This window comes from Enterococcus sp. DIV1059_2 (genome assembly GCF_051713685.1).
In the GTDB taxonomy this organism is placed as follows: Bacteria; Bacillota; Bacilli; order Lactobacillales; family Enterococcaceae; genus Enterococcus_D; species Enterococcus_D casseliflavus.
This window is the reverse complement of record NZ_JBIOQK010000001.1, coordinates 1,180,889-1,204,655: the sequence shown is the minus strand read 5'-3', so window position 1 is coordinate 1,204,655 and position 23,767 is coordinate 1,180,889. Positions and strand designations below refer to the sequence as shown.

General features: G+C 44.3%; 26 protein-coding genes. 9 read left to right on the top strand and 17 right to left on the bottom strand.

The window, feature by feature from the left end; genetic code table 11:
- Window positions 1-78 precede the first annotated feature (78 nt).
- The 4 genes from IGI72_RS05660 to IGI72_RS05645 all read right to left on the bottom strand — a co-directional run bounded on the left by IGI72_RS05660 (window position 79) and on the right by IGI72_RS05645 (window position 3,898).
- Complete coding sequence (locus IGI72_RS05660; protein WP_115232086.1) at window positions 79-681, bottom strand: hypothetical protein; 603 nt, start codon at window positions 679-681, stop codon at window positions 79-81.
- Window positions 678-1,538 carry a carbohydrate ABC transporter permease gene (locus tag IGI72_RS05655; RefSeq protein WP_005225484.1) on the bottom strand — a complete coding sequence of 287 codons (861 nt, stop codon included), beginning with the start codon at window positions 1,536-1,538 and terminating at the stop codon, window positions 678-680. Before IGI72_RS05655 ends, IGI72_RS05660 begins: the two co-directional genes overlap by 4 nt.
- A complete protein-coding gene (locus IGI72_RS05650; protein WP_005234717.1) occupies window positions 1,538-2,449 on the bottom strand; it encodes a carbohydrate ABC transporter permease in 912 nt (303 codons plus the stop codon). Before IGI72_RS05650 ends, IGI72_RS05655 begins: the two co-directional genes overlap by 1 nt.
- A 132-nt stretch (window positions 2,450-2,581) precedes the next feature.
- Entirely contained in the window at window positions 2,582-3,898 is a 1,317-nt protein-coding gene (locus tag IGI72_RS05645) for an ABC transporter substrate-binding protein (protein ID WP_008379010.1), read from the bottom strand.
- Between the two features lie 242 nt (window positions 3,899-4,140).
- Between IGI72_RS05645 and IGI72_RS05640 the strand changes: the two genes are divergently transcribed.
- Window positions 4,141-4,659, top strand: a complete 519-nt coding sequence (locus IGI72_RS05640; protein WP_010747758.1) for an isochorismatase family protein — start codon at window positions 4,141-4,143, stop codon at window positions 4,657-4,659.
- A gap of 55 nt (window positions 4,660-4,714) precedes the next feature.
- Here the strand turns inward: IGI72_RS05640 and IGI72_RS05635 are convergent, their stop codons facing one another.
- Window positions 4,715-4,999: a hypothetical protein gene (locus IGI72_RS05635; protein WP_026008050.1), complete on the bottom strand. Its 285-nt coding sequence runs from the start codon at window positions 4,997-4,999 to the stop codon at window positions 4,715-4,717.
- Between the two features lie 287 nt (window positions 5,000-5,286).
- On the opposite strand from IGI72_RS05635, the gene IGI72_RS05630 reads away from it, so the two are divergent.
- The 4 genes from IGI72_RS05630 (at window position 5,287) to IGI72_RS05615 (ending at window position 8,053) form a co-directional block, all read left to right on the top strand.
- On the top strand, window positions 5,287-6,420 hold the full coding sequence (locus IGI72_RS05630) for an alcohol dehydrogenase catalytic domain-containing protein (RefSeq protein WP_438753399.1): 1,134 nt from the start codon (window positions 5,287-5,289) through the stop codon (window positions 6,418-6,420).
- A 19-nt stretch (window positions 6,421-6,439) separates the two neighbouring features.
- Window positions 6,440-6,784, top strand: coding sequence for a YrhK family protein (locus tag IGI72_RS05625; protein WP_015509287.1), 345 nt, complete (start codon window positions 6,440-6,442; stop codon window positions 6,782-6,784).
- Between the two features lie 28 nt (window positions 6,785-6,812).
- Window positions 6,813-7,028, top strand: coding sequence for a DUF378 domain-containing protein (locus tag IGI72_RS05620; protein WP_008379021.1), 216 nt, complete (start codon window positions 6,813-6,815; stop codon window positions 7,026-7,028).
- A gap of 182 nt (window positions 7,029-7,210) precedes the next feature.
- Window positions 7,211-8,053: a hypothetical protein gene (locus IGI72_RS05615; protein ID WP_005225476.1), complete on the top strand. Its 843-nt coding sequence runs from the start codon at window positions 7,211-7,213 to the stop codon at window positions 8,051-8,053.
- 51 nt (window positions 8,054-8,104) lie between these two features.
- On the opposite strand, the gene IGI72_RS05610 is transcribed toward IGI72_RS05615, so the two are convergent.
- The 10 genes from IGI72_RS05610 to IGI72_RS05565 all read right to left on the bottom strand — a co-directional run bounded on the left by IGI72_RS05610 (window position 8,105) and on the right by IGI72_RS05565 (window position 18,589).
- Window positions 8,105-8,968, bottom strand: coding sequence for a formylglycine-generating enzyme family protein (locus IGI72_RS05610; protein ID WP_413152766.1), 864 nt, complete (start codon window positions 8,966-8,968; stop codon window positions 8,105-8,107).
- A 15-nt stretch (window positions 8,969-8,983) separates the two neighbouring features.
- Window positions 8,984-9,760, bottom strand: coding sequence for a sulfite exporter TauE/SafE family protein (locus tag IGI72_RS05605; protein ID WP_153883336.1), 777 nt, complete (start codon window positions 9,758-9,760; stop codon window positions 8,984-8,986).
- Window positions 9,757-10,869, bottom strand: coding sequence for a radical SAM/SPASM domain-containing protein (locus IGI72_RS05600; RefSeq protein WP_074932219.1), 1,113 nt, complete (start codon window positions 10,867-10,869; stop codon window positions 9,757-9,759). The genes IGI72_RS05605 and IGI72_RS05600 overlap by 4 nt, the downstream gene beginning before the upstream one ends.
- A 29-nt stretch (window positions 10,870-10,898) precedes the next feature.
- Complete coding sequence (locus tag IGI72_RS05595) at window positions 10,899-12,386, bottom strand: sulfatase-like hydrolase/transferase (protein WP_142973759.1); 1,488 nt, start codon at window positions 12,384-12,386, stop codon at window positions 10,899-10,901.
- Window positions 12,387-12,399: 13 nt separating this feature from the next.
- The gene (locus IGI72_RS05590) at window positions 12,400-14,334 is read right to left on the bottom strand and encodes a beta-glucoside-specific PTS transporter subunit IIABC (protein WP_159160617.1); all 1,935 of its coding nucleotides are present in this window, start codon (window positions 14,332-14,334) and stop codon (window positions 12,400-12,402) included.
- 111 nt (window positions 14,335-14,445) lie between these two features.
- Window positions 14,446-15,267 (bottom strand): PRD domain-containing protein, encoded by an 822-nt coding sequence (locus tag IGI72_RS05585; protein ID WP_010747748.1) that lies wholly within the window; start codon window positions 15,265-15,267, stop codon window positions 14,446-14,448.
- 214 nt (window positions 15,268-15,481) lie between these two features.
- On the bottom strand, window positions 15,482-16,795 hold the full coding sequence (locus IGI72_RS05580) for a DUF438 domain-containing protein (protein WP_438753395.1): 1,314 nt from the start codon (window positions 16,793-16,795) through the stop codon (window positions 15,482-15,484).
- Window positions 16,792-17,025 (bottom strand): DUF1858 domain-containing protein, encoded by a 234-nt coding sequence (locus IGI72_RS05575; protein WP_010747746.1) that lies wholly within the window; start codon window positions 17,023-17,025, stop codon window positions 16,792-16,794. The genes IGI72_RS05580 and IGI72_RS05575 overlap by 4 nt, the downstream gene beginning before the upstream one ends.
- Before the next feature lie 113 nt (window positions 17,026-17,138).
- Window positions 17,139-17,873: an ABC transporter permease gene (locus IGI72_RS05570; RefSeq protein WP_086294841.1), complete on the bottom strand. Its 735-nt coding sequence runs from the start codon at window positions 17,871-17,873 to the stop codon at window positions 17,139-17,141.
- On the bottom strand, window positions 17,870-18,589 hold the full coding sequence (locus tag IGI72_RS05565; protein WP_438753393.1) for an ABC transporter ATP-binding protein: 720 nt from the start codon (window positions 18,587-18,589) through the stop codon (window positions 17,870-17,872). Before IGI72_RS05565 ends, IGI72_RS05570 begins: the two co-directional genes overlap by 4 nt.
- A 96-nt stretch (window positions 18,590-18,685) precedes the next feature.
- Between IGI72_RS05565 and IGI72_RS05560 the strand changes: the two genes are divergently transcribed.
- The 3 genes from IGI72_RS05560 to IGI72_RS05550 are packed head-to-tail and all read left to right on the top strand — an operon-like array spanning window position 18,686 to window position 20,868.
- Window positions 18,686-19,438 carry a polysaccharide deacetylase family protein gene (locus IGI72_RS05560; RefSeq protein ID WP_179190629.1) on the top strand — a complete coding sequence of 251 codons (753 nt, stop codon included), beginning with the start codon at window positions 18,686-18,688 and terminating at the stop codon, window positions 19,436-19,438.
- Entirely contained in the window at window positions 19,435-20,412 is a 978-nt protein-coding gene (locus IGI72_RS05555; protein ID WP_005225471.1) for an ABC transporter substrate-binding protein, read from the top strand. The genes IGI72_RS05560 and IGI72_RS05555 overlap by 4 nt, the downstream gene beginning before the upstream one ends.
- Window positions 20,413-20,463: 51 nt before the next feature.
- On the top strand, window positions 20,464-20,868 hold the full coding sequence (locus tag IGI72_RS05550; protein WP_413152914.1) for an arsenic metallochaperone ArsD family protein: 405 nt from the start codon (window positions 20,464-20,466) through the stop codon (window positions 20,866-20,868).
- Window positions 20,869-20,924: 56 nt separating this feature from the next.
- Here the strand turns inward: IGI72_RS05550 and IGI72_RS05545 are convergent, their stop codons facing one another.
- Together IGI72_RS05545 and IGI72_RS05540 are read right to left on the bottom strand one after the other, a co-directional pair.
- A complete protein-coding gene (locus IGI72_RS05545) occupies window positions 20,925-22,187 on the bottom strand; it encodes a PTS sugar transporter subunit IIC (protein ID WP_413152762.1) in 1,263 nt (420 codons plus the stop codon).
- A 109-nt stretch (window positions 22,188-22,296) separates the two neighbouring features.
- Entirely contained in the window at window positions 22,297-22,953 is a 657-nt protein-coding gene (locus tag IGI72_RS05540) for a YczE/YyaS/YitT family protein (protein WP_010747739.1), read from the bottom strand.
- Window positions 22,954-23,045: 92 nt separating this feature from the next.
- Here IGI72_RS05540 and IGI72_RS05535 point away from each other — a divergent pair, with 92 nt between their 5' ends.
- The gene (locus tag IGI72_RS05535) at window positions 23,046-23,717 is read left to right on the top strand and encodes a cyclic nucleotide-binding domain-containing protein (RefSeq protein WP_005225467.1); all 672 of its coding nucleotides are present in this window, start codon (window positions 23,046-23,048) and stop codon (window positions 23,715-23,717) included.
- The last annotated feature ends 50 nt before the right edge of the window (window positions 23,718-23,767 follow it).

Genomic DNA, 23,767 nt, shown 5'->3' with positions numbered 1-23,767 from the left:
CTGTCAACCTTCTTTTCACAAAAAAACCGAAACTCCTTAGCTTTTCACTAAGGAAGTTTCGGGATACCCGTTTGTTTTCTATTTGAGCGCTTGATCACAGAGCAAGACATTGACTAAATACAAGGTGCTGATTCCTAAGACCAATAAGTAGACAGGACCAAACAGCAAAAAGGTCAAGACAAGCGTCACCGTTGCTAGAAGATGTGCCAGTACTCGTTTGGGTGAACGAGCAAACTGATAAAAACTATAAAACAATGAGCTGGGCTGCTGCGGATAGGTGTGAAGCAGCCTCGTTTGATAAAGTAAGACCAAGCAAAACAAGCCAAAGGTGAACGCTAACGCGTAACTAGCGATCTGAAACAGCGGGTGCTGCAAACGGCTAAAGATAAAGCTGTCCGCCAAAAGCAGCAGGAAGAATAGACTGAGCAAACGGTCTTGCCCTTTTCTTGTTGCCCACTGCTGATGAAATGCTTGCTGAAAACGAGCTTTGCTGCTTGCCTCCAAGCCATCGTTCCGCAGTTCCGTCAACGTCTCGATCAATGCTCGACTAGCGGTGGTACTCGTGATCAAAGGCAAGGAATACAACAGCCACATGCCTTGTAAAACCAGTAAATGCGGAAGCCAGTTGATGCCAGTCAACAGCGCTTGGTTTAAGCGTTGCGGGGTAACTTTTGTTCTCATCCTTTGGAACCTCCCGTCAGATCCATTCCCTCAATAAAGTAGCGTTGAGCGAGGAAGAACAGCAAGATCGTCGGCAATAGCACAAGCGTTGCTCCTGCCATCAAGTAGTTCCACTGGGTCGTTGATTGGTTTTGGAAGACTTGCAGGCCAATCTGCAGCGTGTACTTTTCTTGGTTTTGAATATACAGTAATGGTCCTAAGAAATCATTCCACGCCCCATTGAAGGAGTTGATGGCAATCGTGATCAGCGCGGGTTTCGTCAATGGGATCATTAGATGGCTCCAAATATAGAGATGATTGGCGCCATCGATCTTAGCGGCTTCGATCAATTCATTGTTGACGGACAAGTAAAACTGCCGCATCAAGAAAATGTTAAAGGCGTTGCCGAAAAACGCTGGAACGATCAGCGGCAGATAGGTGCCGACCCAGCCGATTTTGGAAAACAAGACATATTGCGGGATCATCGTCACAAAGCCAGGAATCATCATCGTAGACAAGACGAGGGCAAAGATCAGATTTTTTCCTGGAAAGGCCAATTTTGCAAACCCATAAGCAATGAAGGAATTTGATAAGACATTCCCGAAGACCACTAAGACGGTAATGAATAACGTATTTTTTGCATACTGCCAAAATGGAAAGGCGTTGATAGTCTCCAAATAATTGCCAAGATTGATTTCTTCTGGGAAAAAGGTCGGCGGGTAGCGCACGATCTCCTCCATCGGTTTCAATGACGTAAAGACCATCCACAGCAACGGAATCAGCAGCACGATCCCGATGATCGACATCACCACATAGCTGATGATTTTTTTGACTCGCTGTTGGCTTGATTTGCTTCGTGTTTTTGTCGTCATTTCCATTAGCTGCCACCTCCGGTATAGTGAACCCAGCGTGGTGCCAGCTTGAGATTGATAAAGGTCAAGACTAAGACGATCAAGAACAAGATCATCGACATGGCCATCGCATAGCCCATATCAAAGGCGACGAAGGCTTTGTTCCACATATGCAAATTATAGAAGAGCAGCGAATTTGCAGGACCGCCGGTACCATTTTTGGTCATCACGTATGCTTCTTGGAAAATTTGAAAAGAACCGATCGTTGAAGTAATCACATCATAGAAGATGATTGGCGTGATCAAAGGGATCGTAATATTTTTGAATTTCGCCCAGACTCCCGCCCCATCGATCTCAGCCGATTCATACAGCGTCGGTGAAATATTTTGCAAGGTAGCTAGATACAAGAGCATCGCGCCCCCCGAACTCCAAATCTTCATCAAAATCAACGCTGGTTTCGTCCATTCGGGATCAAACAGCCATGCTGGACCTTTGATATTGAACCAGCTCAAGAAGGTATTGATCAATCCTGCGGAAGGAGATAATAATTGCATCCATAAGACGTAGACGGCAACCCCTGAAAGGATCGCTGGCAAGTAAAAGGTGGTTCGGAAAAAACTGATTCCGCGGATTTTTTGATTCAATAACGTGGCTAGAAAGACACTGAACAACGTGGTTAAGGGAACATTGAAGAGTACAAAATACGCCGTGTTATAGAGAGATTTCCAAAACAGGGTATCTTGCGTAAACATGCGGGTAAAGTTCTTAAAGCCGATAAAATTCATTTTCGACGTCAGATTGTAATCGGTAAAGCTTCCTACGAAGGAAAACAGCATGGGCCCTAACATAAACACCACGAACCCAAGCAAAAATGGTGCTACGAAGAAGTAGCCCCAAAGAGCTTCTTGCCGTTTACTTTTTGAACGCTTCTTTGGCATTCCTTCCACTCCATTCTATTTTTACTCATTGTTTGTTCAAGAAAACATGTCCGCTTCGCAAAGCAGAAAGCAAAGCCCAGTCCGCTAACCGACTGGACTTTCCTTCTTTTTTAAAAACGCTCGTTTTGAGGTTTATTTGTTTTGCTCAACAAGATCTTCCACCGCTTTTTGCGCATCTGCCAACCCTTCAGCCGGTGTTTTGCTGCCTAGCATGATTTGGTCGATCTGTTCATTGACAAGACTGCTGAAGTCAGGCGCTGTCAATGGCACAGGCGTGATCACCGTATTGGCAAAGTTTTCATCCGCCATTTGGTAGATCATTTGGCCATTTTCATCTAGATTGTCGTTGTTGACCAAGTTTTCGTTGGCTGTCCGATTCGCCATGATATCAAAGCTCTTCTCACCAAATTTCTCTTGAACTTCTGGTGTCGACAAGTATTTGATAAACTCATAGGACGCTTCAGGATCTTTGGCACCGTATGGCACTTCTAGGACGAACCCGCCGCCCCATGACCAGTGACCAGAGCCGCTTTCTTTTTCAGGAATTTGAATGACCCCAAATTCAAAGTCATCTGGTGCATTTTCCGCCAAACTTGAGTAGTAGTTGATGTTTTGCGCACGCATCGCCACTAATCCAGAAATGAATGGATCGGCAACCCCTGAACCAAATTCAGCTTCTAAGCGGTTGATGGTATCTTGACCATAATACTCTTGCCAGTCTAAGATCCATTCCAACGCTTCCACTTTGTTGTCTGTATCGATTTTGACGTTCTCGTCCTTGTCAAACCAGCTGACGCCATCGTCGGCATTCAACGCCCACACGTCAGCGCCTAAATTCCACAATGGGTAAAAGCCGATCCGCTCAAAGTCATCACCGTTTTTGACATCTAATTTCCGAGCAACTGTTTCTAACTCCTCCCACGTTTGTGGCAGTTGCTCTTCACTGATACCAGCCTCTTTAAAGAGTGTCTTATTGTAGAAAATCACTTGCGTATCTGTATTGAAAGGAACGGCATAGGCATCCCCTTCGTACTCCACTGTATCCCATAATTGCGGATAAAATTCATCAGAAAAGCCCTCTTCGATATACTCGCTTAAATTCGTTGCTTGCTGCGCTTCTGCCCGCTGAGCAACAGAATTGATATCTTGTACAATAACATCAGGCGGATTGCCAGCAGTGATTGACGACAGTGATTTTGTCCAAATATCGCCCCAAGGCTGGTAGCTGTATTTGACCTCGATTTTATCTTGTGACGCATTAAAATCATCAATAATTTCTTCAATTACTTCTTGTCTTGCACCAGACCCCCAGAAGGACCAAAAGTCCAACGTCGTTTTGCCATCTGCTGACTCATTCCCCGAGGAATCAGCGGTTTCACTGTTGCCGCATCCTGCCGCCAGTACACCAACTGAAAAAAGCAAAGTCCCCATATAAAATAACTTTCTCATTTAACCTAACCTACTTTCATTTATTTTTAATGTACTATTTAAAAGCTATCACTACTTCTTCTTTTCAGCAAACAAAAAGCATCGTGATTCGAATAAAAAAATAACGTTTTTACCGTTTCTCGACAAGAAGAGCGTTTTCTTTGAAAATATAAAAAAAGTGGGGCATCATAGAAATAGCACCTATTTTTCAACCTCACGTCAGTCCATTTGACAAACGATGTTTATAGAAAGGGAGTAACCACATGCTAGTCATTGTCGATATGCAAAACCAAATTCTCGATGAAGAGAACGAAGCGTATGTGCCAGATGGCGCCGCTCTCGTCAAACGAATCGCCAAGCGCCTAGAACAAGCACGGGCGGATGGGGAGTACATCTTACACACCCGCGACATTCCAATCGAAGTCAAAGGAACACCTGATGAAGAAGCCGATGCCCTGCAGCTGATCCCAGAACTTAAGCCTCTCGAAAATGAAAAAGTCGTCAAGAAATACTATTACAGTATTCCACCTGAGGTATTGATAGACATTAAGAAAAATCTATTTGAACCTGAAGAAGAAAAGAAAATCGAAATCACCGGTGTTGAAACCAACATCTGTGTCCTTTCCAATACCATCGAGATCCAAAGCGCCTTTCCTGACGCTGATTTTACTATCAATAAAACATTAGTCGCTGGTAAAAACCACGAGTCACAAGGACTCGACATCTTACGAGACTTCAATGTCCAAATCATTGATGGCACAAAACAAACCAATGACCAATAGGTAACGAAAGCTCCCTGTTCAAGGAACAGAGAGCTTTTTCAATTTGATTATTCATTTAATTCATTGAGCCATCTAATAGCTCGGTCGGAATCTCAATCCGAACCTCATTTTCAGTCTGACAGTTTGGACATACGAAGGTTCCTTCGATGGCTTCCTTCACTTCCCCGTAAGCATAATGAATAGCGATTTCATCTTCTGCCAATTCATTCGTTTCCAACGGTGGTACCATGGTTAATTGCCCCTCGCTGTCTTCTTGTAAATGAACGACCAGCTTCCCATCAAAGTTTTCATTGCAATTGGTGCAGGAAGCCTTTCCTCGAATCGTTAGATCCATGATCATCCCTCCTCATTTCTTGTCACTGGTTGATGCAGGTTCCGTTAGATACTCGTAACGCATGCATGCTTCACTTTAATAGTGTCACGCTTTCACTTTTTTAGCAAATCATCTGTTTTTCTTTTTTTAAACCATTGATGAAGAAAAAACAAATCAACCATTTTGAGCGTTTTCGTTGTCAAATCGTTAAAATCCTTGCAGAATTAAATTATCTGTTACTAAAAAGTAAAAACGTGTTGTTGAAAAAATTAGTGATTGTCCGAACTTATCTGAACAAACAAGGAGGAAAAATGATGCAAGCAGTAACCTGGCAAGAAAATCAAAAAATGGACGTTCGTCGTGTAGAAGATCCAACGATTTTAGAACCGACGGATGCGATCATCCGAATCACCGCAACTGCGATCTGCGGCTCTGATCTCCACCTTTACCACCATGGCGGCTCGGTTTTGGAAGAAGGCTATGTCGTTGGTCACGAACCAATGGGTATTGTCGAAGAAGTTGGCAGTCAAGTACAGAAACTAAAAAAAGGCGACCGTGTCGTCATCCCTTTCAATATCGGGTGCGGCCATTGCCACTTTTGTCAAAATGAAATGGAAAGTCAATGTGACAACTCTTCAGAAGATACATTGTATGGTGGCTTATTCGGTTTCGGAAAAATGAACGGTAACCACTGGGGCGGTCAAGCCGAATTCTTGCGGGTTCCTTTCGCAGATTTCACCTCGTTTATCGTACCTGAATCAACGATCCCTGATGAAAAAGTATTGTTTTTATCTGACATCTTACCTACAGCGTATTGGAGTGTCCAAAATGCTGGCGTCAAAAAGGATGATACCGTGATCGTCTTAGGCTCAGGCCCAGTTGGGTTGTTTGCCCAAAAATTTGCCGTGATGGCAGGCGCTAAGCGGGTGATTGCCGTGGATCCTGTTGCTCATCGCTTAGAAAAAGCCAGCAGCTACAATCAAGTCGAAACATTCCAATTGGATGATTTGGCTACTAGTGCTGATGAACTGTATGAGCTGACCAAAGGTGGCGCTGATGTGATCATCGACTGTGTTGGGATGGATGGTTTAGAACCCGTCAAAGAAAAAGCCAAAAACCTAGTCAGCTTGCAAAGTGGAACGATCTCACCGATCCAGATGGCCGCCAAAGCAGTCAAAAAATTTGGTACCGTCCAAATCACTGGCGTTTACATGACACCAGCTTCTTCTTATCCATTGCAAGAATTCTTTATGCGCAACATCGATGTCAAACACGGGCAAGCACCTGTGATCCATTTGATGCCAAAAATTTATGACATGATTGCGGACGGTTTGTTTGACCCGTCACAGATCATCACCCACACGATGCCTTTAGCAGATGCTGCCAAAGCGTATGAGATTTTTGACAAAAAAGAAGACAAGAACATCAAAGTTGTCTTGAAACCTTAGCACAAATAAAGGAGCAGTGATGGCACCTATGCCAAAAATCAAACGGAGTGAACATCAATTCGATCCGGGAAAAGAAGAAGATGTGATCATCAAGGCAAGTCGCTTTCGCATCTATTTTCAAAATCGCTACATGTTGATCTCACTTACGAATGATATTTTGACGGGCTTGTTTTATATTTTCGGAAGTATCGTTTCATTAACTAGTTTGCCTGCGATATACGGAACGATCGCCTATTTGATCGGCGGTGTCTTTTTGACCATTCGCCCGCTGATTAAAATCGTTCGCCATGTCTATATCTATAATGAGCGCAATCAAGAAGGCGAAAAAGAAAAAGATGTCACCATCACCGACGATGAACGTTGATGGGGCGACAACTAGAGAGGAGTCTCCTATGTTAAAAACATTTGATGGGATCGCACTGACCTTATTGATCATCGGTGGAATCAATTGGCTGCTGGTCGGCGCCTTCGAGTTTGACCTTGTTGCAGCGATCACCGGCGGCAGCACGTCGATCATTGCCCGCGTCATTTATATTCTAGTTGGGATCAGCGCCTTGTATAGCCTGAAATTCTTTCCAGCTATCGCCCGCCAACAAACCCTCGACTAAATGAAAATAAAACCTGCATCTGCGATGTCCTGACCCCAAAAAAGTTAGATTTTTGGTCTAACTTTTTGAGGTCGCATCTGTGGATGCAGTTTTTTTGTCTACAATCATTGAAAAAAAACACCAGTTGTACTACCCTTGTATTTAACCTACTATTTTCGAAAAAAACAAAAAGGACGTGACTCATGACCCCACCTACTAGACCCTCGCTGATACGTCGGATACTCGGTCGGATGCTTTTGCTATTGATTTTCTTATTTATTCTAAGTATTATTGGCGGAATCATTGTTTTAAATAACCTCACCATCGCGGAAAACTGGTTTGGTCTGAATGAATACCAAGTCGTTGAAACCAGGCATCAGATCATTCGTTTGTTCCCCTACTTTTGGGTAGCAGGGATCCTGCTGGTCTTTTTGATCGGTCTGATCATCGGCATCAAGAAACGCAAAAAATCGCCATTCTATTGGTTATTCTCATTGCTCTTGCTGCCAGTGATTCTCTTTTGTATTGGCGTAGTTTCCACCTTTTTACCTGTAGACCGCCAACTCTTTCGAGAAGAAGCCAGTGCCAAAGAAATTATGGCTGCGCTGCCGAACCAATCCTCACTCAAGGACAAAGAGCTGCAACTGGTCAGCTATAGTTTTCACATCCGCAATGTCCCGCTAAAAAGCGGCATTTATGCAGTTGCGCGAGTGATCAATCCAAACACAGGCCTGCAAGACGAGTATTGGTATTACCCAGAAAATCTGTTGACCAAATGGAAAAAAGACGACGATACGATCGAGCTTTCGATGGAAGATACCATTGCCTTTGATGCCATCGATTGGGGCGTCATTCCCAAGATCATCAAGGATTCTGAGGCACGAGCAGCTCAGCTGGATCACTATGTCCCTGGCGTCAGCATCGTCATTTTAAACGGCTTCCAAGGTGAATGGACTTGGACCGTTGGTTTAAATGGGATTCGTAATCGCACCGAGATCAATTATGTTTATGATCTCAAAGGAAATTATCAATCCGAATGGCAATAAAACAAGCGGCACCTATCTTCGTGAATAGGTGCCGCTTTTGCTTTTATCGGTTTACGGATCCAAGTCTTTGACACACCGAAACCCTAAATTATTGGCTGCCGACATCCCAGAATTACCATTTCTAGCGGCAATTCGGTATCGTTTGCAATAGGATTCGTGGCACAAAAACGAACCACCGCGAGTCGCATACACTTGATCATCTTGTGTTTGATTCCTTGCCCAAAAGGTTTGTCCCGTCTGTTGTTGAAACTGCGTCAGCGGGATGCGGGCAGGATTGACGCACCATTCCCAGACGTTACCGATCACTTGATACAGACCAAAACCGTTGGGCTCATACCATTTCGCTGGCGCTGTATTGGCAAAGCCATCTGCTCGCGTGTTGCTTTTTGGAAACTCTCCTTGCCAAATATTGCAATGATAGGTATTTTCTGCAAAAAATTCCCTTCCCCAAGGATATTTTTCAAAACTTGTCCCGCCTTTTGCAGCGATCTCCCACTCTGCTTCTGTCGGGAGGCGTTTTTTTGCCCATTGGCAATAGGCGATCGCATCGTTGCGAGACACCTGAACCACTGGGTGATCCATCCGCTGGGCAATCGTTGAATCAGGTCCTTCAGGATGACGCCAATCTGCGCCACTAACTGCATACCACCAAGCCATATTCGGTATCTTTTGACTGCGGTGTTTCGTTTGCTCACTTAAAAAATAGTGAAAAACGAACGACCAGCCAAAGCGCTCGGCTTCTGTGACATATCCTGTTGCTTCCACAAAAACTTGGAAAGCTTGGTTCGTCACCGTCGTGGCATCGATGGCAAATGCTGGGCTGTCGAGGCTGATTTGCGGTCCCTCAAGATCCTCGGCAAAGCCGTCCATCGTATTCGTGCCGATTCGATAAGTTCCTGCTGGAATCGTGGGCATCTGTTTGCCTCCTTTTTACAATAATTGATAGCCATTGTACAGATTGATCAGTAACACCAGCACGATCACAGTTTGAAATACCAGTGTCACTCGCTGCGGTGACAGGACGTTGCTGGCCTTGGCGCCTAATAGTCCTCCCACGATCGCGGCTGGAATAACAAACCACAAAATTTGCAGATCATACGCACCAAAACCTGTCGTAAAAGCGATCGTCAAAATTTTTGCCAGCTGTGAGAAAAAAATCGTACAAATTGAATAAATCGTCGCCTCTTTGATCGGCATGGCAAACAGCAGCATCAATAAAGAAACATTGATGGGTCCGCCGCCGATCCCCAGCAAACTGGCTAGAAAGCCGAGAATCAAGCCACAAGCTGCATACCAGCCGACTTTTTCCAGCGCAAACCCGCGCCAGTTATATTTTGTATACAAAAAAGCAAACAATAGTGTCAGCACGGTCACAAGGATTTGGATCAGCTGAACCATCTTGTCGTCTCGAAAGACCAGCAATAGCTGTTCAAAGGCAACATTGCCTAAAACACCGCCTAACACAGCGCCGCCAGAAACCCACAAGGCAATCGACCACTTGATTTTCCGTCCACTGGCTAATTGTCTAGCTGTCGAAACGATGGACATCGTGAAGACCGCTGTCGCCGAGTAAAAAGAGATCGCAGCAACAGAATGGGCGCCGATAAAATCGAAAATCGGTTTGATCAGCACGCCGCCTCCCATGCCCGAAACTGCCCCTACGGCATTTGCTAAGACGATCACGAGAAAATAAATCAGTCCGATCATTGTCTCACCCCTTGCAAAAGCCCCAGTATCTCATTGATTCTAGGTGTAAAGTCTTTTAACAGCTCCTGATAGCCGCAAAAACCCTCACTATCCACGTACATTGCATCTTTCATTCGTTTACAGCCTCCTCGGCACATTTTTTGGAAAGGACATTGCGTACACTTCGAAGGCATGTCTTTTTTCTGGCACAAAAACTGCTGCGAACAGTCTTGAGAAAACAATTCCCGCAACGTTTGCTCTTGGATATAGCCCATGCGAAACTCATCTAATACATAAAAGTCACAAGGATAGACACTGCCGTCGGCTTCGATCACATACTGCACTTGGCAATTGCCTAGAATCCCGCAGGCAGTTACTTGCTGCCGCACCAATAGATTCAATAAGTCATCGAACAGCTTGATACTTAGGTAGTGCCCTTGCGTCAATTCCTGCAGCCAAAACGCCAACAGCTGCTGATAAAAGCCAGCAAAGCTTTTTGGTGTCAAGGCATAGTCGTTGGTTGATGTGGCATCCAAATCAGCCAAACAAGGAATGAACTGCACAAATGCAATCTGCTCTTCCTTGAGAAAATCAAACACACGCTGGGCTTCCTTTGCTAACGGATTTGTCAACACGCACAAGACATTGTACTCGATCTGATAGGCATCCAATAACCGCTTGGTCTGTAAAACCCGCGCAAAGGTTCCCCGCCCTTTGGCGTCTAATCGATGACGATCGTGCGCAAGCGGATGCCCATCGATCGACAGCCCGACTAAAAAGCGATGCTCTTTCAAAAAACGACACCACTTGTCATTGATCACCATGCCGTTGGTCTGGATCGCATAGTGTACTGTCACTTGCTTTTTTTGCGCCGCAACATAAGCCGTTAGTTTTCTAAAATAACTCAGCCCCGCCATCGTCGGCTCTCCGCCTTGAAATGCCAACGTCAAATGATCGCCAGCTTCTAAGTCTGCATAAATGTTTGCAATCATCTTTTCCATTACATCCTCTTTCATTTTGCCAAAGGAACGCACTTCACGCAAGGAACTGACGTTGGCATAAAAGCAATAGGTGCAGCGCAGATTGCAAAGAGAGGATGCTGGCTTGATCAATACGGAGATGTGTTTCATGTGGAGGCCTCGATTCTTTTTTTACTTATTTAGCGTTTGTCCCGTTTCATCGGAACAAAATCAGTCGTTTCCATATAAAAACGAGTAACGCGTTGTTTCATTTTCTCGACAATTTCAGCGTATTCTTTTTCTAGCGCCAAGTTTTTGATTTCCATTGGGTCTTTTTCCAAATCATATAATTCGTCATGCTCATAAAGACGCATCACATATTTATAGTTTCCCATCTTGCACATAACTGCTTTTGTATGTTCCGGACCTTCGCTATACTGTGTCGCAAGCCGCGGCCAATACGGAGATTTCGGTCCATGCCCCAGCTCCATCGCTTGTGTCTCGCCATGAATGCGTCCGCCTTCGCAAAAAACAGCATCTTTGTGCTCTTCGGCTCCTTTGATCACAGGAACCAAGGATTTTCCAAATTGTGTATAGGAAAGATCAAACTCAGCCAGTTCGGCGATCGTTGCTGGTAAATCTAGCAGTTCCGCTTGTGCTTTGGTGATTCGCGGCACACTTTCAATCGTTTTAGCAGGTTTGATGACCAATGGGACATTCGTGATCGGCTCTTCAAAACAGTTTTGGACTTTTTCAGTGATCGTGTAGTCACCAGTATAGTCTCCATGGTCACTGAAAACAATGAGGTTTGTTTCATCATAAAAGCCTGTTTCACGCAGCTTCTCTTTGATCATGCCCAGTTGATGATCAAAACGCGAAACCATTGCTAAATAGGTAGCTCGTAATTCATCAAAACGCTCTTCTGTCCAACCGTTCAAATTCTGTTTCTCATTGATGCCATACAGCATTGAGGCTTTGTTAGGAATATCTTTGATATTCGGCCGGCGTTTCGGCAGTTTCTGACGATCAATACTCGAATACCATGGATCTTCGCAAGCATAGGGTGGATGCGGGAATGAGATCGTACAATAAACGAAAAATGGTTTGTCTGTCTTTTCCTGACTGCGGCGTTCAAGATAGTCCAACGCCTTTTTCACACAATTCCAGTCCGTTTTGCCATAGCCCTCACTGTCTGGTAATTTTCCCATATAAAATGAATAATACGTATCTCCTGAAAGCATCTGGTCGTACAGCTGTTTACTGGCTTCGTTCATATCAGCAGAATGATTGACTTCACTATTTTGAGCATCCCGAGTGTTTTCGTCTACCACACCGTCATAATATTCATCACAATAGTCTGTTTTTGGTTTATCCCCTGGAACCACATCATTTCTGCCGATCCAGATGACTTCATAGCCTTGATTCTTCATTTCTTTCAAAATATTGGGTTCATCTTCTCTTTGCAAATAGTGCATCGTTCGATGCCCATTGACATGTGGATAAAAACCCGTCAGAAAACTATTTCTAGAAGGCACACAGACAGGGTTTTGGCAGTAGGCATTTTCAAATGAAACCCCTTCTTCTGCCAGTTCATCAAAGTTAGGGGTGATTGATGCGGGATTCCCCATATGTGCGAGTGCGTCATTTCTCATCTGATCTGCTACGAATAAAAAGATATTTTTTTTCAACTTGTCTTTCCTCCTAACCGATGACCGTTAATAAGGTATCTTGTTTTTCAACATCTTGTTTGTCTGTTTCAACAATATCTAGGTAATCCGCCGTGTTTGAAATAATAATCGGTGTCACGATGGAATAGCCTTCTTTTTCCAATGCGTCTTTATCAAAACTCAAAAGTAATTGTCCCTTCGTTACTGAGTCTCCTTGGGCAACGGCTGGCTGGAAATACTGTCCTTTCAAATTCACTGTATCCATCCCTACATGAATCAGAACTTCAACACCATCTGCGGTCGTGATTCCCACAGCATGATTTGTCGGAAAAAGTGTTGAAACGATTCCATCTGCTGGTGCGTAGACCTTTCCTTCTGACGGAATGACAGCTAATCCTTTCCCTAACAATCCGCTAGAAAACGCTTCGTCTTTTACTTCTTTTAGTGGGATGATCGTTCCTCTAACTGGTGTTGCTAAATCATAGAGAACAGTTTGTCCAAGTTCATGATTCAGTGTCGATGGCTCCACGTTTTTTTCCTGGGTGCCTTCACTAGCTGGTTCGTCATCACTTTTAGGATTATAGGCATAAAAGAACGTGATCAAAAATCCTAATCCAAAGGCAACGGCACTAGCTAAGGCAAACCCGATAAAGCTGTTATCAATACCATTTTCTGGGTGAATAAATCGTGGTAAAGCGAAAATACCTGTCCCACCATTGATATAGACTCTCGTTTTGAACAATCCCATGATTCCTCCTGCAACAGCGACTGCGATGGAGGTAGTATAAAATGCTTTTTTCCTAGGTAAGGTTACCCCATACAGTGCCGGCTCCGTGATACCAAAGATTGCCGAAAGAAAAGCAGGGAAGGCAATTTCTTTTAATTTTTTGTTTCTAGTTTTCAAAAAGATTGCGAGGGTGACTCCCGCCATCGCCACGGGTGTTGCCAGACCAGCCATCATCACGACATCGTACCCTAGTGTGGCATAGTTGTTCAAAGCGATCGGCACAAAGCCCCAATGCAGGCCAAACATAATGAAGACTTGCCAAAATCCACCGATAACAATACCCGCGATAATCGGACTAAACTCGTAAGCAGCTGACAATGCTTGCCCTAATAATAATCCTGCCCAAGTAGTAATCGGTCCAACGATTAGAAAGACTAATGGAACTGTGATGATCAAGGTCAGAAAAGAAACAAAGAAACTCCGCACTGCTCGTGGAATCAATAAAGAAAAGAAAGCTTCTAGTTTTGATGCCAAATAAGTAGCTGCAATAATTGGAATCACGCTTGAAGTATAGCTCATCAATATAACAGGGATTCCAAGAAAAGTAATATAGATTGGAGATTCTAAGACAGAACCTGCAAATAAGGTATACATCGCTTCGCTTCCGCCATTTGCTGCTACGATCGTCGGATAAACTAATGCTGCCCCGATCGCCATTCCGATAAAGGGTTTACCCCCAAATTTTTTCGAAGCAGTGTACCCTAGAAAGAGTGGGAAGAAATAAAACAATCCATCCCCTGTCGCATTTAAAATCAAATACGTCCCTGATGCTTTATCCAGCACTTCAAATGTTGTCAATAAAGCAAGTAACCCTTTGATCATCCCTGCTGCCATCAAGACATTGATGATCGGCGTAAAAATACCAGCGACAATATCGATAAATCGGTTTAAAATCCCTTTTGGTTCTTCCTCTTGTCCAGAAGTTTCTTCCGTATTCATATCGATCATGTCCGTAAATTCTTTATAAACTTCTGCTACGTGATTTCCGATAACTACTTGATATTGTCCCCCACTTTGGACGACGGTGACAACCCCCGGCAAATTTTTGATCGTTTGGGTCTGGGCTTTTGATTCATCTTTAAGTTTAAACCGAAGACGGGTAATACAATGCGTCAATCCAGCAATGTTTTCTTTTCCGCCGATATTCTTTAAAATTTGTTCATTCAATTCTTGGTATTGCATCTCATTCATTCCTTTCTCTACTATAAAACCAATAAAAAAGGCAAGACCAAACAACACTACATTTCTTGTAGCCTTGTCAAGTCTTGCCTGCTTTACCAGTAACACCTTGAATTATTGATCGATCAATTTTTGTACATGAAGCGTTAAATACAATTGTTCATCGTCATATAATGTTTTATTCAAATATTCGCCAATCAAACGGGTGGTTTCATAGGCTTTAGGATATTTATCAATCACGTGGACTAACAGAGGATTCCCGACGCCTTCAACGATTTCCTTGTTTTCAATCCGTTTAAAAAAGAATCTCAAATGGGTGACGAAGCGATCGAAAGCTAAACTATTCTCATCAATGTGCACACGATTGTGAATACGAATAAGTGAAATAATGTCTTTGATTTTTTGTGTCAGCAATTCGATATCTTCCATCTTCTCTGAATCGTCATTGATTTGCGCATTAATAAAATGCATGGCGATATTACTGATCTCTGCCTCATTTAGGGAGAATTGCGTTTTGCTTTCAATCAATCGAACCGCATGCTCTCCTACTGCATACTCGTTGGGATAGAAACGCTTGATTTCCCAGGTCAAGCGATTGTTAATGCTGATCCCTTCTTCTTTCAAGCGAATCAAATTATAGATGTGATCCGTCAAAGAGATGTAAATGGAATCACTTAATTGGTAGGAAATGACTTGCTTTCCATAACGGATAATATCATCCGCAAGAGACGCATATTGGATTGGAATGTTCTCTAGCAATTCCATCAAACGATCAGAGGATTTCTTATGAAGCACAAACACTTTTTCAATTTTTGATTCATCGGCGGTTTGTCCTGGTTTCATTTTGAAGCCAAGGCCGGTACCGATCCAGATAAAATCTTTGCCATCTTGTCCGACCAAAACTGCATTATTGTTTAAGATTTTTTTGATCTTCAAGACGCTTCTCACCTCCTTAAAATGAAAAAAGGCGATACCTTAATACATGTGTAGGATCCATACACACGTAAAAAGGTATAGCCTGCATTATCAGTAACTACCCATTTGATTGCCTTTACTATACTATTTTTCTAGAAACGTTGCAAGCGTTTTATTGATTTTTCTTTTTTTGCTTCGTTTCAAATAGACACGGATCAGCCTTTCTCCAAACTGCTCACTGATCCAGCAACCGGCTTTGCCCTTCGATTGTTTGGATCTTTGTAATGTCTTGCGTGACTTCTAGACAACCTAAATAGATGCCTGCTTCATTTTTTAATGCAAAGTAGCGAATATAGATTTTACGGCCCCGCATATCGATCCAAAATTCTGCTGTCTCCCTGGTACCCGCTCGAAAATCATCCAAAATCTGTTGCACGAGATGCATGCTTTTCGGTGGATGGCAGTTGACGACTTCACGACCTAAAACCGAATTCGTTCGTGGAAAGACGCGACTCTTGCCTTCTGAATAAAAGCGCACCCGCTCTTCACTATCTACAAAGGTCAAGTCCACTGGCAACGTTTGAAAAATGGCCACCAATTGCTCAAATTGCAGATTACCAGTAGGCAATGAAACGGTCGGCTGTTCAGCAATTTGCGGCGAATCTTCCGTTTCTGTGACTTGAAAGTCATTGAATCCTAAACCGGCTGCGATGCCAGCGGTTGTTTCTTGGGCTTGTTTGATCGCCGCTTGCCGTGCGGGTTCTGCCGCCTGTTCCTTTTCAAGGGCTTCTTGGCTCGGTTTCCAAGGAAGCGGTTCTGGGATAAAGGCAAAGCCGATGTCAAAACTGTCAGCCGCGATTTGTTCCCAATCTTTAAGACTGAAGACATCCAGCGTCATGGGCACCATGATTTCTTCTTCTTTGAAAATCATCTCTTCGATCTCGTTTTTGACTGCTTCCCATTGGATAGCGATTGGATTATAGGCAGCTTTTTCGGATGCCAAAAGCTCATTGAGCGCTTTGATCATAACCCGAATATCATCATCAACACCCCACATCACTTTTGGCGGCGCAGTGATGCCATACTTCTCCATGTAAGAAAAAATCAACGTTTCTTTTCGCGTATAGTGTTTGTCGATGTGCATTAAATCATTGCAGGCAGCTTGTAGACGCTTTTTAGGCGTCCAGTCACCGGTTTTGATTTTGGCTAAGAGGCTGTCGATCTCATCGGTCAACAGGGATTGCAGGACTTGGTTCTCCAATTTCAGGGTATGAACAGGATGGCCTGGTTGCCCATATTCTTCATTGGAGTGATGGATCTCATTGATCGATCCTTGGAAAACAGCAGCATGAATATTGCACAAACGCTGAATCTCAGAAGGGTCCAACCCCGTTTGGATCAAAGCTTTTTCAGCAGCAGTGATCTCCGTCACATCCACACCATCAAATTCTTCGTTAAACAAGCGTTTAGCTTCTTCAAAGGAACCGCCTTGGTGAAGCAAACTCAGTATTTCGACGATCCGTTCTTGTCTTTGACTGTTGGTTTTCATTTCGTCGCTCCTTTCACAAGAAACCCTTGTTTTTCGAAAGCGAGACAAACCATTTCCAAGGGGATCTTCTTCATCTGAGCACCTTTGGGTATCGTCATATAACGTCCAGCAGTTTGCAGCATCCCTGGTTGATTGATCGCCGTAAACCCTAGTTGACTCATGATTTCTTGTATTTCAGGGTATTGTGCCACAAGTTCATAGAGCGTTTTTGACAGATCGATTTCTTTCATAGTAAGGTCTTCCTTTCAGTGAGAATGATTCTCAATAAGATATCCTTAGTATAAATCATTTTGTTCAAAAATACACGAACTGCCGCAAACATTCATCAATCGATCATTTTTTTCTAAGATTGTCGGTAACGGCACACCACTTTTTCCAACCAATCGATACTGGCAAAAAGCAGATAGCCCATCAAAGCAATCAGGAGGATACCCGAAAGCATTTGTGGGTAGTCCATTTTTGACCACGCACTTAAGATCAGATAGCCGACACCATACGTCGTGTTATAATTTTCGGCAAAAAAGAGGGAAGCCAACGCGATCCCGATACTGACCCGCACACTGGCAAAAAGCGCGGGCATGAGCGCGGGCAAAATAACGAAGCGCAAAACATGGCGCCATTGGTTGGTATAATTTTTCATGACCTGAAAATACGCTGGTGGGATCTTCGTGACTGCATCACGAATCGAGACGATCACTTGAATGACGATCACCGCAAAAATCAAGAGAATTTTTGAGAGATTGCCTAAGCCAAAGAAAATCATAAAGACGGGTAAAAACGCAACTTTAGGAATCGGATATAAAAAGTAAAGCAGTGGACCAAGCAGCCGATCCACTCTTTGGGATCGCCCAATCAAGATCCCTAACGGCACCCCGACTAGCAACGCCCCACTCAACGCCGCAAATACCCGCAGCAAACTGGCACCTGCGTGGATCAGTAAGACTTCTCGCAATGCCCAAAAACGTTCAGCCGTTTCTAAAGGATTAGGCAGTGAGCGATTGTTGGTCACCCAGCTTACACCCCACCAAACCACGACAAACGAACAGAAGCCCCAAGCAAAAGATTTGATGGTTTTCATTGCCTCGCCTCCCTCATTTGTTCTTTCAACTGCAAGACGACTTCATAAAATGCCAATGAGTCTCGTTCCTGCTGGCTGCCGTAAAAAGGATTACTGATCGGCGTAACACCCTGATCTTTTAGCAGCAAAATTGTCTGCCCCAAAAACACTGCCTCTTCTGGATCGTGGGTCACCACGATCAAGCTGTTTTGTCTGCGCTGCTGTTGGGCAGCGATCATGGCTTGGGCGTTTGCTTTGGTTTCTTGGTCCAGCGAAGCAGTCGGCTCATCCAATAATAAAACATCGGGCTGTGTGATCAGTCCCCGCCCCATGGCGGTCCGCTGTTTTTGACCGCCGCTAAGCTGATGCGGATAGCGGTCCTGCACCTGCGTCAATCCCAACTCAGCCATACAGCTGGCGACCCGTTTTTTACGGCGCTCACTAGGGGTTTGGTTGATAATCAGCGGCATTTCCAGTGCTTGGTAGACTGTTTGCCAAGGAAACAAATGCAGTTCTTGGAAAACGACCTCGATGTTGTCAGGGGAACAGCCTTGGTAAGTGATCGTGCCCGATTGCGGTCGCTGCAACCCTTTGATCAAGGATAAAAGCGTGCTTTTGCCAATGCCCGATTCTCCCAGCAGCACATAGGTCGCGCCTTGTTCAAAACAAAACGAAAGGTTTTTAAAAATGGCGGTATCTCCATAGGTAAAGGAAACGGAATCGAATAGAATACTCATCAGAGAATAAACTTCTTTCTTCAAATTATTTGTGTTGGTTTTCACATTTTGTGCTATACTATTTTTTGCGTGATTGACAAGAAAGGATGGTTTATGATGTTTCAGACCCTCGTATTTCATGAAATACGTCCCGAAGCAGAACTTTATGATCAGGTTCGCCCGATCAAAGTCGCAGACGGGTATCAAGATGCCTTGCCTCTGCCCTTATTCAATAGCACTTCTCATTTTAAACAACAAATCGACTTTTTGAAAGCAGAAAATTACCATACGTTGACCCTTGCAGAAGTCAAAGATTTTTATTTCCAGCAGCAGCCGCTACCAGAAAAATCCGTGTTGCTGACCTTTGACGACTGCTATCAATCGATGAAAGAATATGCCTACCCACTGTTGAAAGAAGCTGGTTTCAAGGCAACAGCCTTTGTCGTGACTGGCTGGCTTTTTGATGCCCCTCAGCCTTACGAGCCAGAAGTTTCGCGGACATTGAGCAGCGCCGAATTAGCCGAAATGAGCGATGTCTTCGAGTATGCCAACCATACCGATCATTTTCATGAACGCAAGGACCAGCAAGGGCGTTCAATGTGGGAAACACCAGCAGCCTTTGCGCAAGACTTACGAAGCTGCAATCAGCACGTGGCCATCAAGGATGTTTTTGCCTATCCCTTTGGCTTTTATGATCCGCAGACGATCGCTACCTTGGAAAAGGAAGGCTTTGTTCTAGCATTTACCACCAAACCAGGTATCAACACGGCACAAACCAAGCCAATGGAACTCCATCGGGCCGTCATCCCGTTCTCACTACCAATGGCTGCTTTTGAACAACGATTTAGAAACGAGGAAATGAACCAATGAAAAAAACGATTTTAGCAAGTATCCTAGCACTATTCGCTGTTGGCGCTGCCGCCTGCGGCAACACTGGCGAAACAGCAAGTACCAGCAATTCCAGCACTAGCAGTACAGAAGCTGCGGTCACAGATCAAACATTGACGATCGGGGTGTTACCAGCAGAATCAGCGATTCCGATCATTCTAGCAAAAGAAGAAGGCTTTTTCGAAAAGCAAGGATTGACTGTGGAACTCAAATCCTTCACTTCCCCGAATGACCGCAATGTGGCGGTGCAGGCAGGCGAGCTGGATGGTACGATCAGCGATGTCATGACAGAAGCGACCTTTAAGCAAAACGGCATTGATATGACGATCACTTCTGATATTTTGGAAAACTTCAAGATTCTCGCTTCACCGAATTCAGGGATCACTGAGATGAAAGGGTTAGCGGATAAAAAAATCACCCTTGTACCGAATTTCATTTTAGAATACATCATGGACCAATTTGCACAGGAAAATGATTTTACCTATGACATCGTGGATATCGCTTCTTTTTCTGCCCGTTCCGAAGCATTGCTCAATGACCAAGTCGATGGCGCTGTTTATACGGAACCGCAAGCCAGCATGTTGGCTGCCCAAGGGGCGATTGTTTTAGGCAGCTCTAAAGATGCTGGCATCAAAGGCGGCACACTGCAATTTATGGACGAAGTTATCCAAAATCGCCCGCAAGACCTAAAAGCATTCTACACTGCTTACAACGAAGCCATCGATTACATGAATGCTCATTCAGCAAAAGACTATGCCGACATCTTGGCAGACTATCAATTTCCCGATGCTATGAGTACTTACTTAGACAGCCAGGAAGACTATCCGTATGCCCAGGCAGTGCCGCAAGAGCAATTCGACGCAATCATTGCTTGGACGAAAGACAAGGGTCAAATCGACCAAGCGTATTCTTACAACGAGTTGACCAATTTCGATTTTTTACCCGCTGACGAATAAGAAAAAACAAAAAAGACGCATTTGCGTCTTTTTTTGTTTTTTCACTTCTTTTTGATACTCTTTTTTGCTCGTGGCAAGAAATTCAGGTATACTTTTGACAAATCAGCTGCCATGAAAGGATTTGATGCAATGCCAACGATCGCTGTTTATGCCGACCAGAAAGAAGATACTTGGGAAGCCCACTTGACTCACCAGTTAAAAATAAATGAAGAAAGGACCCAGGCTCATCAAACATTCCATAACGAACCTTTAACGATCGACGAATACTTCTTTACAGAAGATCCTGCCCCTTTTCATACGAATCAAGCCATCAGGCAGCAATTAGCAAGCAATGGCCGCAGCTGTCTGCCACTCGTGTATGTCGACGATCAGCTATTTTGCCAAGGTCGCTTGCCAACGATCCGTGAATGGGAACAATTGACGAAATCTGGGATCACTGTGCAATTTGATGCGTAGCAGCCACTGTTTTCTTTGCCAGACAAAACAATGCACCACGTGCCAATCATCAGCGTTTAGTTCTCCCCCTTAGCGGCAACTGCGTCGGTAACGCCTTTTTCTTCTTCTGTTAAACTTCGTTCGCTGATTTTAAAGAATGGATAGTAGATCGCCACACTAATCAGTAAGGAAGCGATACTCCAAAGAACAGCAGGGATATTGCCGCCGGTTGCAAGGTAAGTATTGATAAAGGGCGGTGTGGTCCACGGTGGATTGAACATGATTCGCCCAATGACATTGGTGATCGACAAGAAATACGTTCCGACACATAATACAAGGGGTGTCAGGATGAAAGGAATCATCATAATAGGGTTCATCACGATCGGAAACCCAAAAATGATTGGCTCATTGATACAAAAAATAGCAGAGGGCAAAGCCATCTTCCCTAGGGAACGATAGGCTTTTTTCTTTGAAACTAACATGTTGATGATCAGCCCCAGTGTTGAACCAGTGCCTCCATAGCACAAAAACATGATATAAAACCCGCCTGCAAAAATGTTCGGTAACGGTTCGCCTGCAGTGTAGGCTTCGGTATTGGCTGCTAATAAAGCTAGAAAAATCGGATCGCCGATACTCCCCATCACATTGCTGCCATGAATCCCTAAGCACCAAAGCAACAAAATCAAAAAGGTATACAACAGCATCCCAGGCAATGTGTTTAGACCAACTGCCAGCGGTGAAAAGATGGCTTGCACGAATTGATTGACATTAAATTCCAACAAGACCCGAATCACCCAGGCACCAGTGATGATGGCAGCTCCAGGAAGCAAAACCGAAAAACTCTTGGCAACTGCGGGCGGCACTTCTGCTGGCATCCGAATCACTAAGCGGTGCTTGAGAAAAAAGCGATGGATCACTACTGTCGCAATCGCTGTGACGATTCCTGTAAACAGACCAGACGCCCCCAAAGAAGCTGGATCGATCGTCCATTCTTCCCCTGCCTGCAGCAGCAAAAACGCGCAGACTGCCAACACGACAGAACCGATCCGATCGATCTCATACGAAGCCGCCAAATAGTAGGCGATCCCGATACAAGCGGCCAGTCCCAAAATTCCAAATGTAAAATTGCTGGCGGCGCCTAGTTTGACGCCAAATTCCCCGACAAACTCGGTCCAGCCAGGAAAAGGCAGATTGGCTAAAATCAAAAAGAGACTGCCGATTATCGTCAGCGGCATCGTAACGGCGACTCCGTTGCGCACGGCAACTAAAAACCGATTTTCACTGATCCTAACCAATTTTGGTGCAAAATTTTCCTGAAACCCTTCAATCAACCGATTCATCCTGTCTCCTCCTACTAAATATCTCGCTTTTTTAATAAGAGTAGCATAAAAAACGCTTTCTGCATTTTTAGAACACTCGACGCCTTCCCAATTCCAAGAATACTACTGGCTAACTGTTTCTTTGCCAAATGGGTAAAGCCGCTGCCAAATCACGTTCCTTCGACCAAGCGATGGCACCTGACAGCAAAAAGAAACTAATGACCGTCCCTTCCCTCACCGCTAGCGGTAAGCCCAAACTGATCGCTAGCAAGAGTGCCCCCGAAATACAGACTGCATCAACGCCATAACGGTACTGCTTAAATGTCCAACGACTGCGTTGCGCCAGCAAATGACACCAGTGCTCGATTGGAAATTTCAAGACCTGCAACCGTAGGACTTGCCCCGTCGCCGTTCCAGAAATCAAGATCCCACCGATCAAAGCAGCTAGTTGGCTCCAATAATTCGTCAAGTGCAGCGATGCCAAGAAGTAGTAAACAAAGCCATTGATCAAATAGCCGAATGCCAGCAAAGCAAAAAACATAATCAAGTACTCACTGCCTTTTTGTTTGAGGGACGTCTGCCGCCGATCCAATAGCCAACAGGCAGCTAAAAAGCCCAAGTTGATGGCTGTTGTGATGGTACCGACTTTGATTCCTGACATCGTTGCCAGCGTAACATTCAAGGCATTAAAACTACTGACCCCAACGCTTGCTTTAATGGTCAAGCTGATCCCGAATGCACTCAGCCCATAAAAAATCCCTGATCCTATCCATTGCTTTTTATTCATTTTTTCTCCCACACTTTCTTTTTTGCTTTTCTAAGTATGTGCTATACTGACTAAAAACAAATAGGAGATTTCTCCTAGTTCGGAGGAAAAAAGTGAAAAAAACCGCTTATGCGTTGGCAATAAAGCAGGTACCAATCAAAGAAAGCTGCCCCTTGCCGATTCCTGAGGAGATTTTACAACAAAGTGCCCTCTGGACCTTTGATCATCGAGAAGCGATCCAAAAAGAAACGGTGCCGATGTCGGTCTTTTTCGTCCTATTGACTGGCAAAGCCAAGATCATTCAAACGCAAGAAAACGGCAAACGTGCCTTGCTGCAGTTTCTCCATCCTGGTGATTGCATTGGCGATCTCACGTTGATTGGCGCCGAAACAGTACCGAAAACCGTGGTTGCGATCGGTGAAACAACATGTCTGGGCATTCCGATGCAAGCAGCAGCTCACGGGCTTATGCAAGACCTGGCTTTCGTACAAACACTAGGCAAAACTATCGGTGAAAAATTGCTGCTGCGTATGGATCATTTTTCCGTCAATCAAACCTATCCCTTAGCTTGGCGCCTTGCCCATCTACTGTTGGAAGCTTCGATCGATGATCTTTTTCAAGAAAAATTAACGGAGACCGCAGAATACTTAGGCGTGAGCTATCGCCATTTGACGTATACCTTAAAAGATTTCAAAACGCAAAAACTAGTCACAAAAACTGCAGACGGCTATCGAATCGATGCACCTGCGCTGCAGACCTTTATCCAAAACCAACAAAAGCAGTAACAAGCGAATAACGACAGCAAAATAGTTGGTATGATGCCCCCCTAAAACCA

Bases quoted from the DNA above. Each gene is read 5' to 3' on its own strand.
- IGI72_RS05660 (WP_115232086.1), bottom strand. From the start codon at position 681: ATGAGAACAAAAGTTACCCCGCAACGCTTAAACCAAGCGCTGTTGACT.
- IGI72_RS05655 (WP_005225484.1), bottom strand. From the start codon at position 1,538: ATGGAAATGACGACAAAAACACGAAGCAAATCAAGCCAACAGCGAGTC.
- IGI72_RS05650 (WP_005234717.1), bottom strand. From the start codon at position 2,449: ATGCCAAAGAAGCGTTCAAAAAGTAAACGGCAAGAAGCTCTTTGGGGC.
- IGI72_RS05645 (WP_008379010.1), bottom strand. From the start codon at position 3,898: ATGAGAAAGTTATTTTATATGGGGACTTTGCTTTTTTCAGTTGGTGTA.
- IGI72_RS05640 (WP_010747758.1), top strand. From the start codon at position 4,141: ATGCTAGTCATTGTCGATATGCAAAACCAAATTCTCGATGAAGAGAAC.
- IGI72_RS05635 (WP_026008050.1), bottom strand. From the start codon at position 4,999: ATGATCATGGATCTAACGATTCGAGGAAAGGCTTCCTGCACCAATTGC.
- IGI72_RS05630 (WP_438753399.1), top strand. From the start codon at position 5,287: ATGCAAGCAGTAACCTGGCAAGAAAATCAAAAAATGGACGTTCGTCGT.
- IGI72_RS05625 (WP_015509287.1), top strand. From the start codon at position 6,440: ATGGCACCTATGCCAAAAATCAAACGGAGTGAACATCAATTCGATCCG.
- IGI72_RS05620 (WP_008379021.1), top strand. From the start codon at position 6,813: ATGTTAAAAACATTTGATGGGATCGCACTGACCTTATTGATCATCGGT.
- IGI72_RS05615 (WP_005225476.1), top strand. From the start codon at position 7,211: ATGACCCCACCTACTAGACCCTCGCTGATACGTCGGATACTCGGTCGG.
- IGI72_RS05610 (WP_413152766.1), bottom strand. From the start codon at position 8,968: ATGCCCACGATTCCAGCAGGAACTTATCGAATCGGCACGAATACGATG.
- IGI72_RS05605 (WP_153883336.1), bottom strand. From the start codon at position 9,760: ATGATCGGACTGATTTATTTTCTCGTGATCGTCTTAGCAAATGCCGTA.
- IGI72_RS05600 (WP_074932219.1), bottom strand. From the start codon at position 10,869: ATGAAACACATCTCCGTATTGATCAAGCCAGCATCCTCTCTTTGCAAT.
- IGI72_RS05590 (WP_159160617.1), bottom strand. From the start codon at position 14,334: ATGCAATACCAAGAATTGAATGAACAAATTTTAAAGAATATCGGCGGA.
- IGI72_RS05580 (WP_438753395.1), bottom strand. From the start codon at position 16,795: ATGAAAACCAACAGTCAAAGACAAGAACGGATCGTCGAAATACTGAGT.
- IGI72_RS05575 (WP_010747746.1), bottom strand. From the start codon at position 17,025: ATGAAAGAAATCGATCTGTCAAAAACGCTCTATGAACTTGTGGCACAA.
- IGI72_RS05570 (WP_086294841.1), bottom strand. From the start codon at position 17,873: ATGAAAACCATCAAATCTTTTGCTTGGGGCTTCTGTTCGTTTGTCGTG.
- IGI72_RS05565 (WP_438753393.1), bottom strand. From the start codon at position 18,589: ATGAGTATTCTATTCGATTCCGTTTCCTTTACCTATGGAGATACCGCC.
- IGI72_RS05560 (WP_179190629.1), top strand. From the start codon at position 18,686: ATGTTTCAGACCCTCGTATTTCATGAAATACGTCCCGAAGCAGAACTT.
- IGI72_RS05555 (WP_005225471.1), top strand. From the start codon at position 19,435: ATGAAAAAAACGATTTTAGCAAGTATCCTAGCACTATTCGCTGTTGGC.
- IGI72_RS05545 (WP_413152762.1), bottom strand. From the start codon at position 22,187: ATGAATCGGTTGATTGAAGGGTTTCAGGAAAATTTTGCACCAAAATTG.
- IGI72_RS05540 (WP_010747739.1), bottom strand. From the start codon at position 22,953: ATGAATAAAAAGCAATGGATAGGATCAGGGATTTTTTATGGGCTGAGT.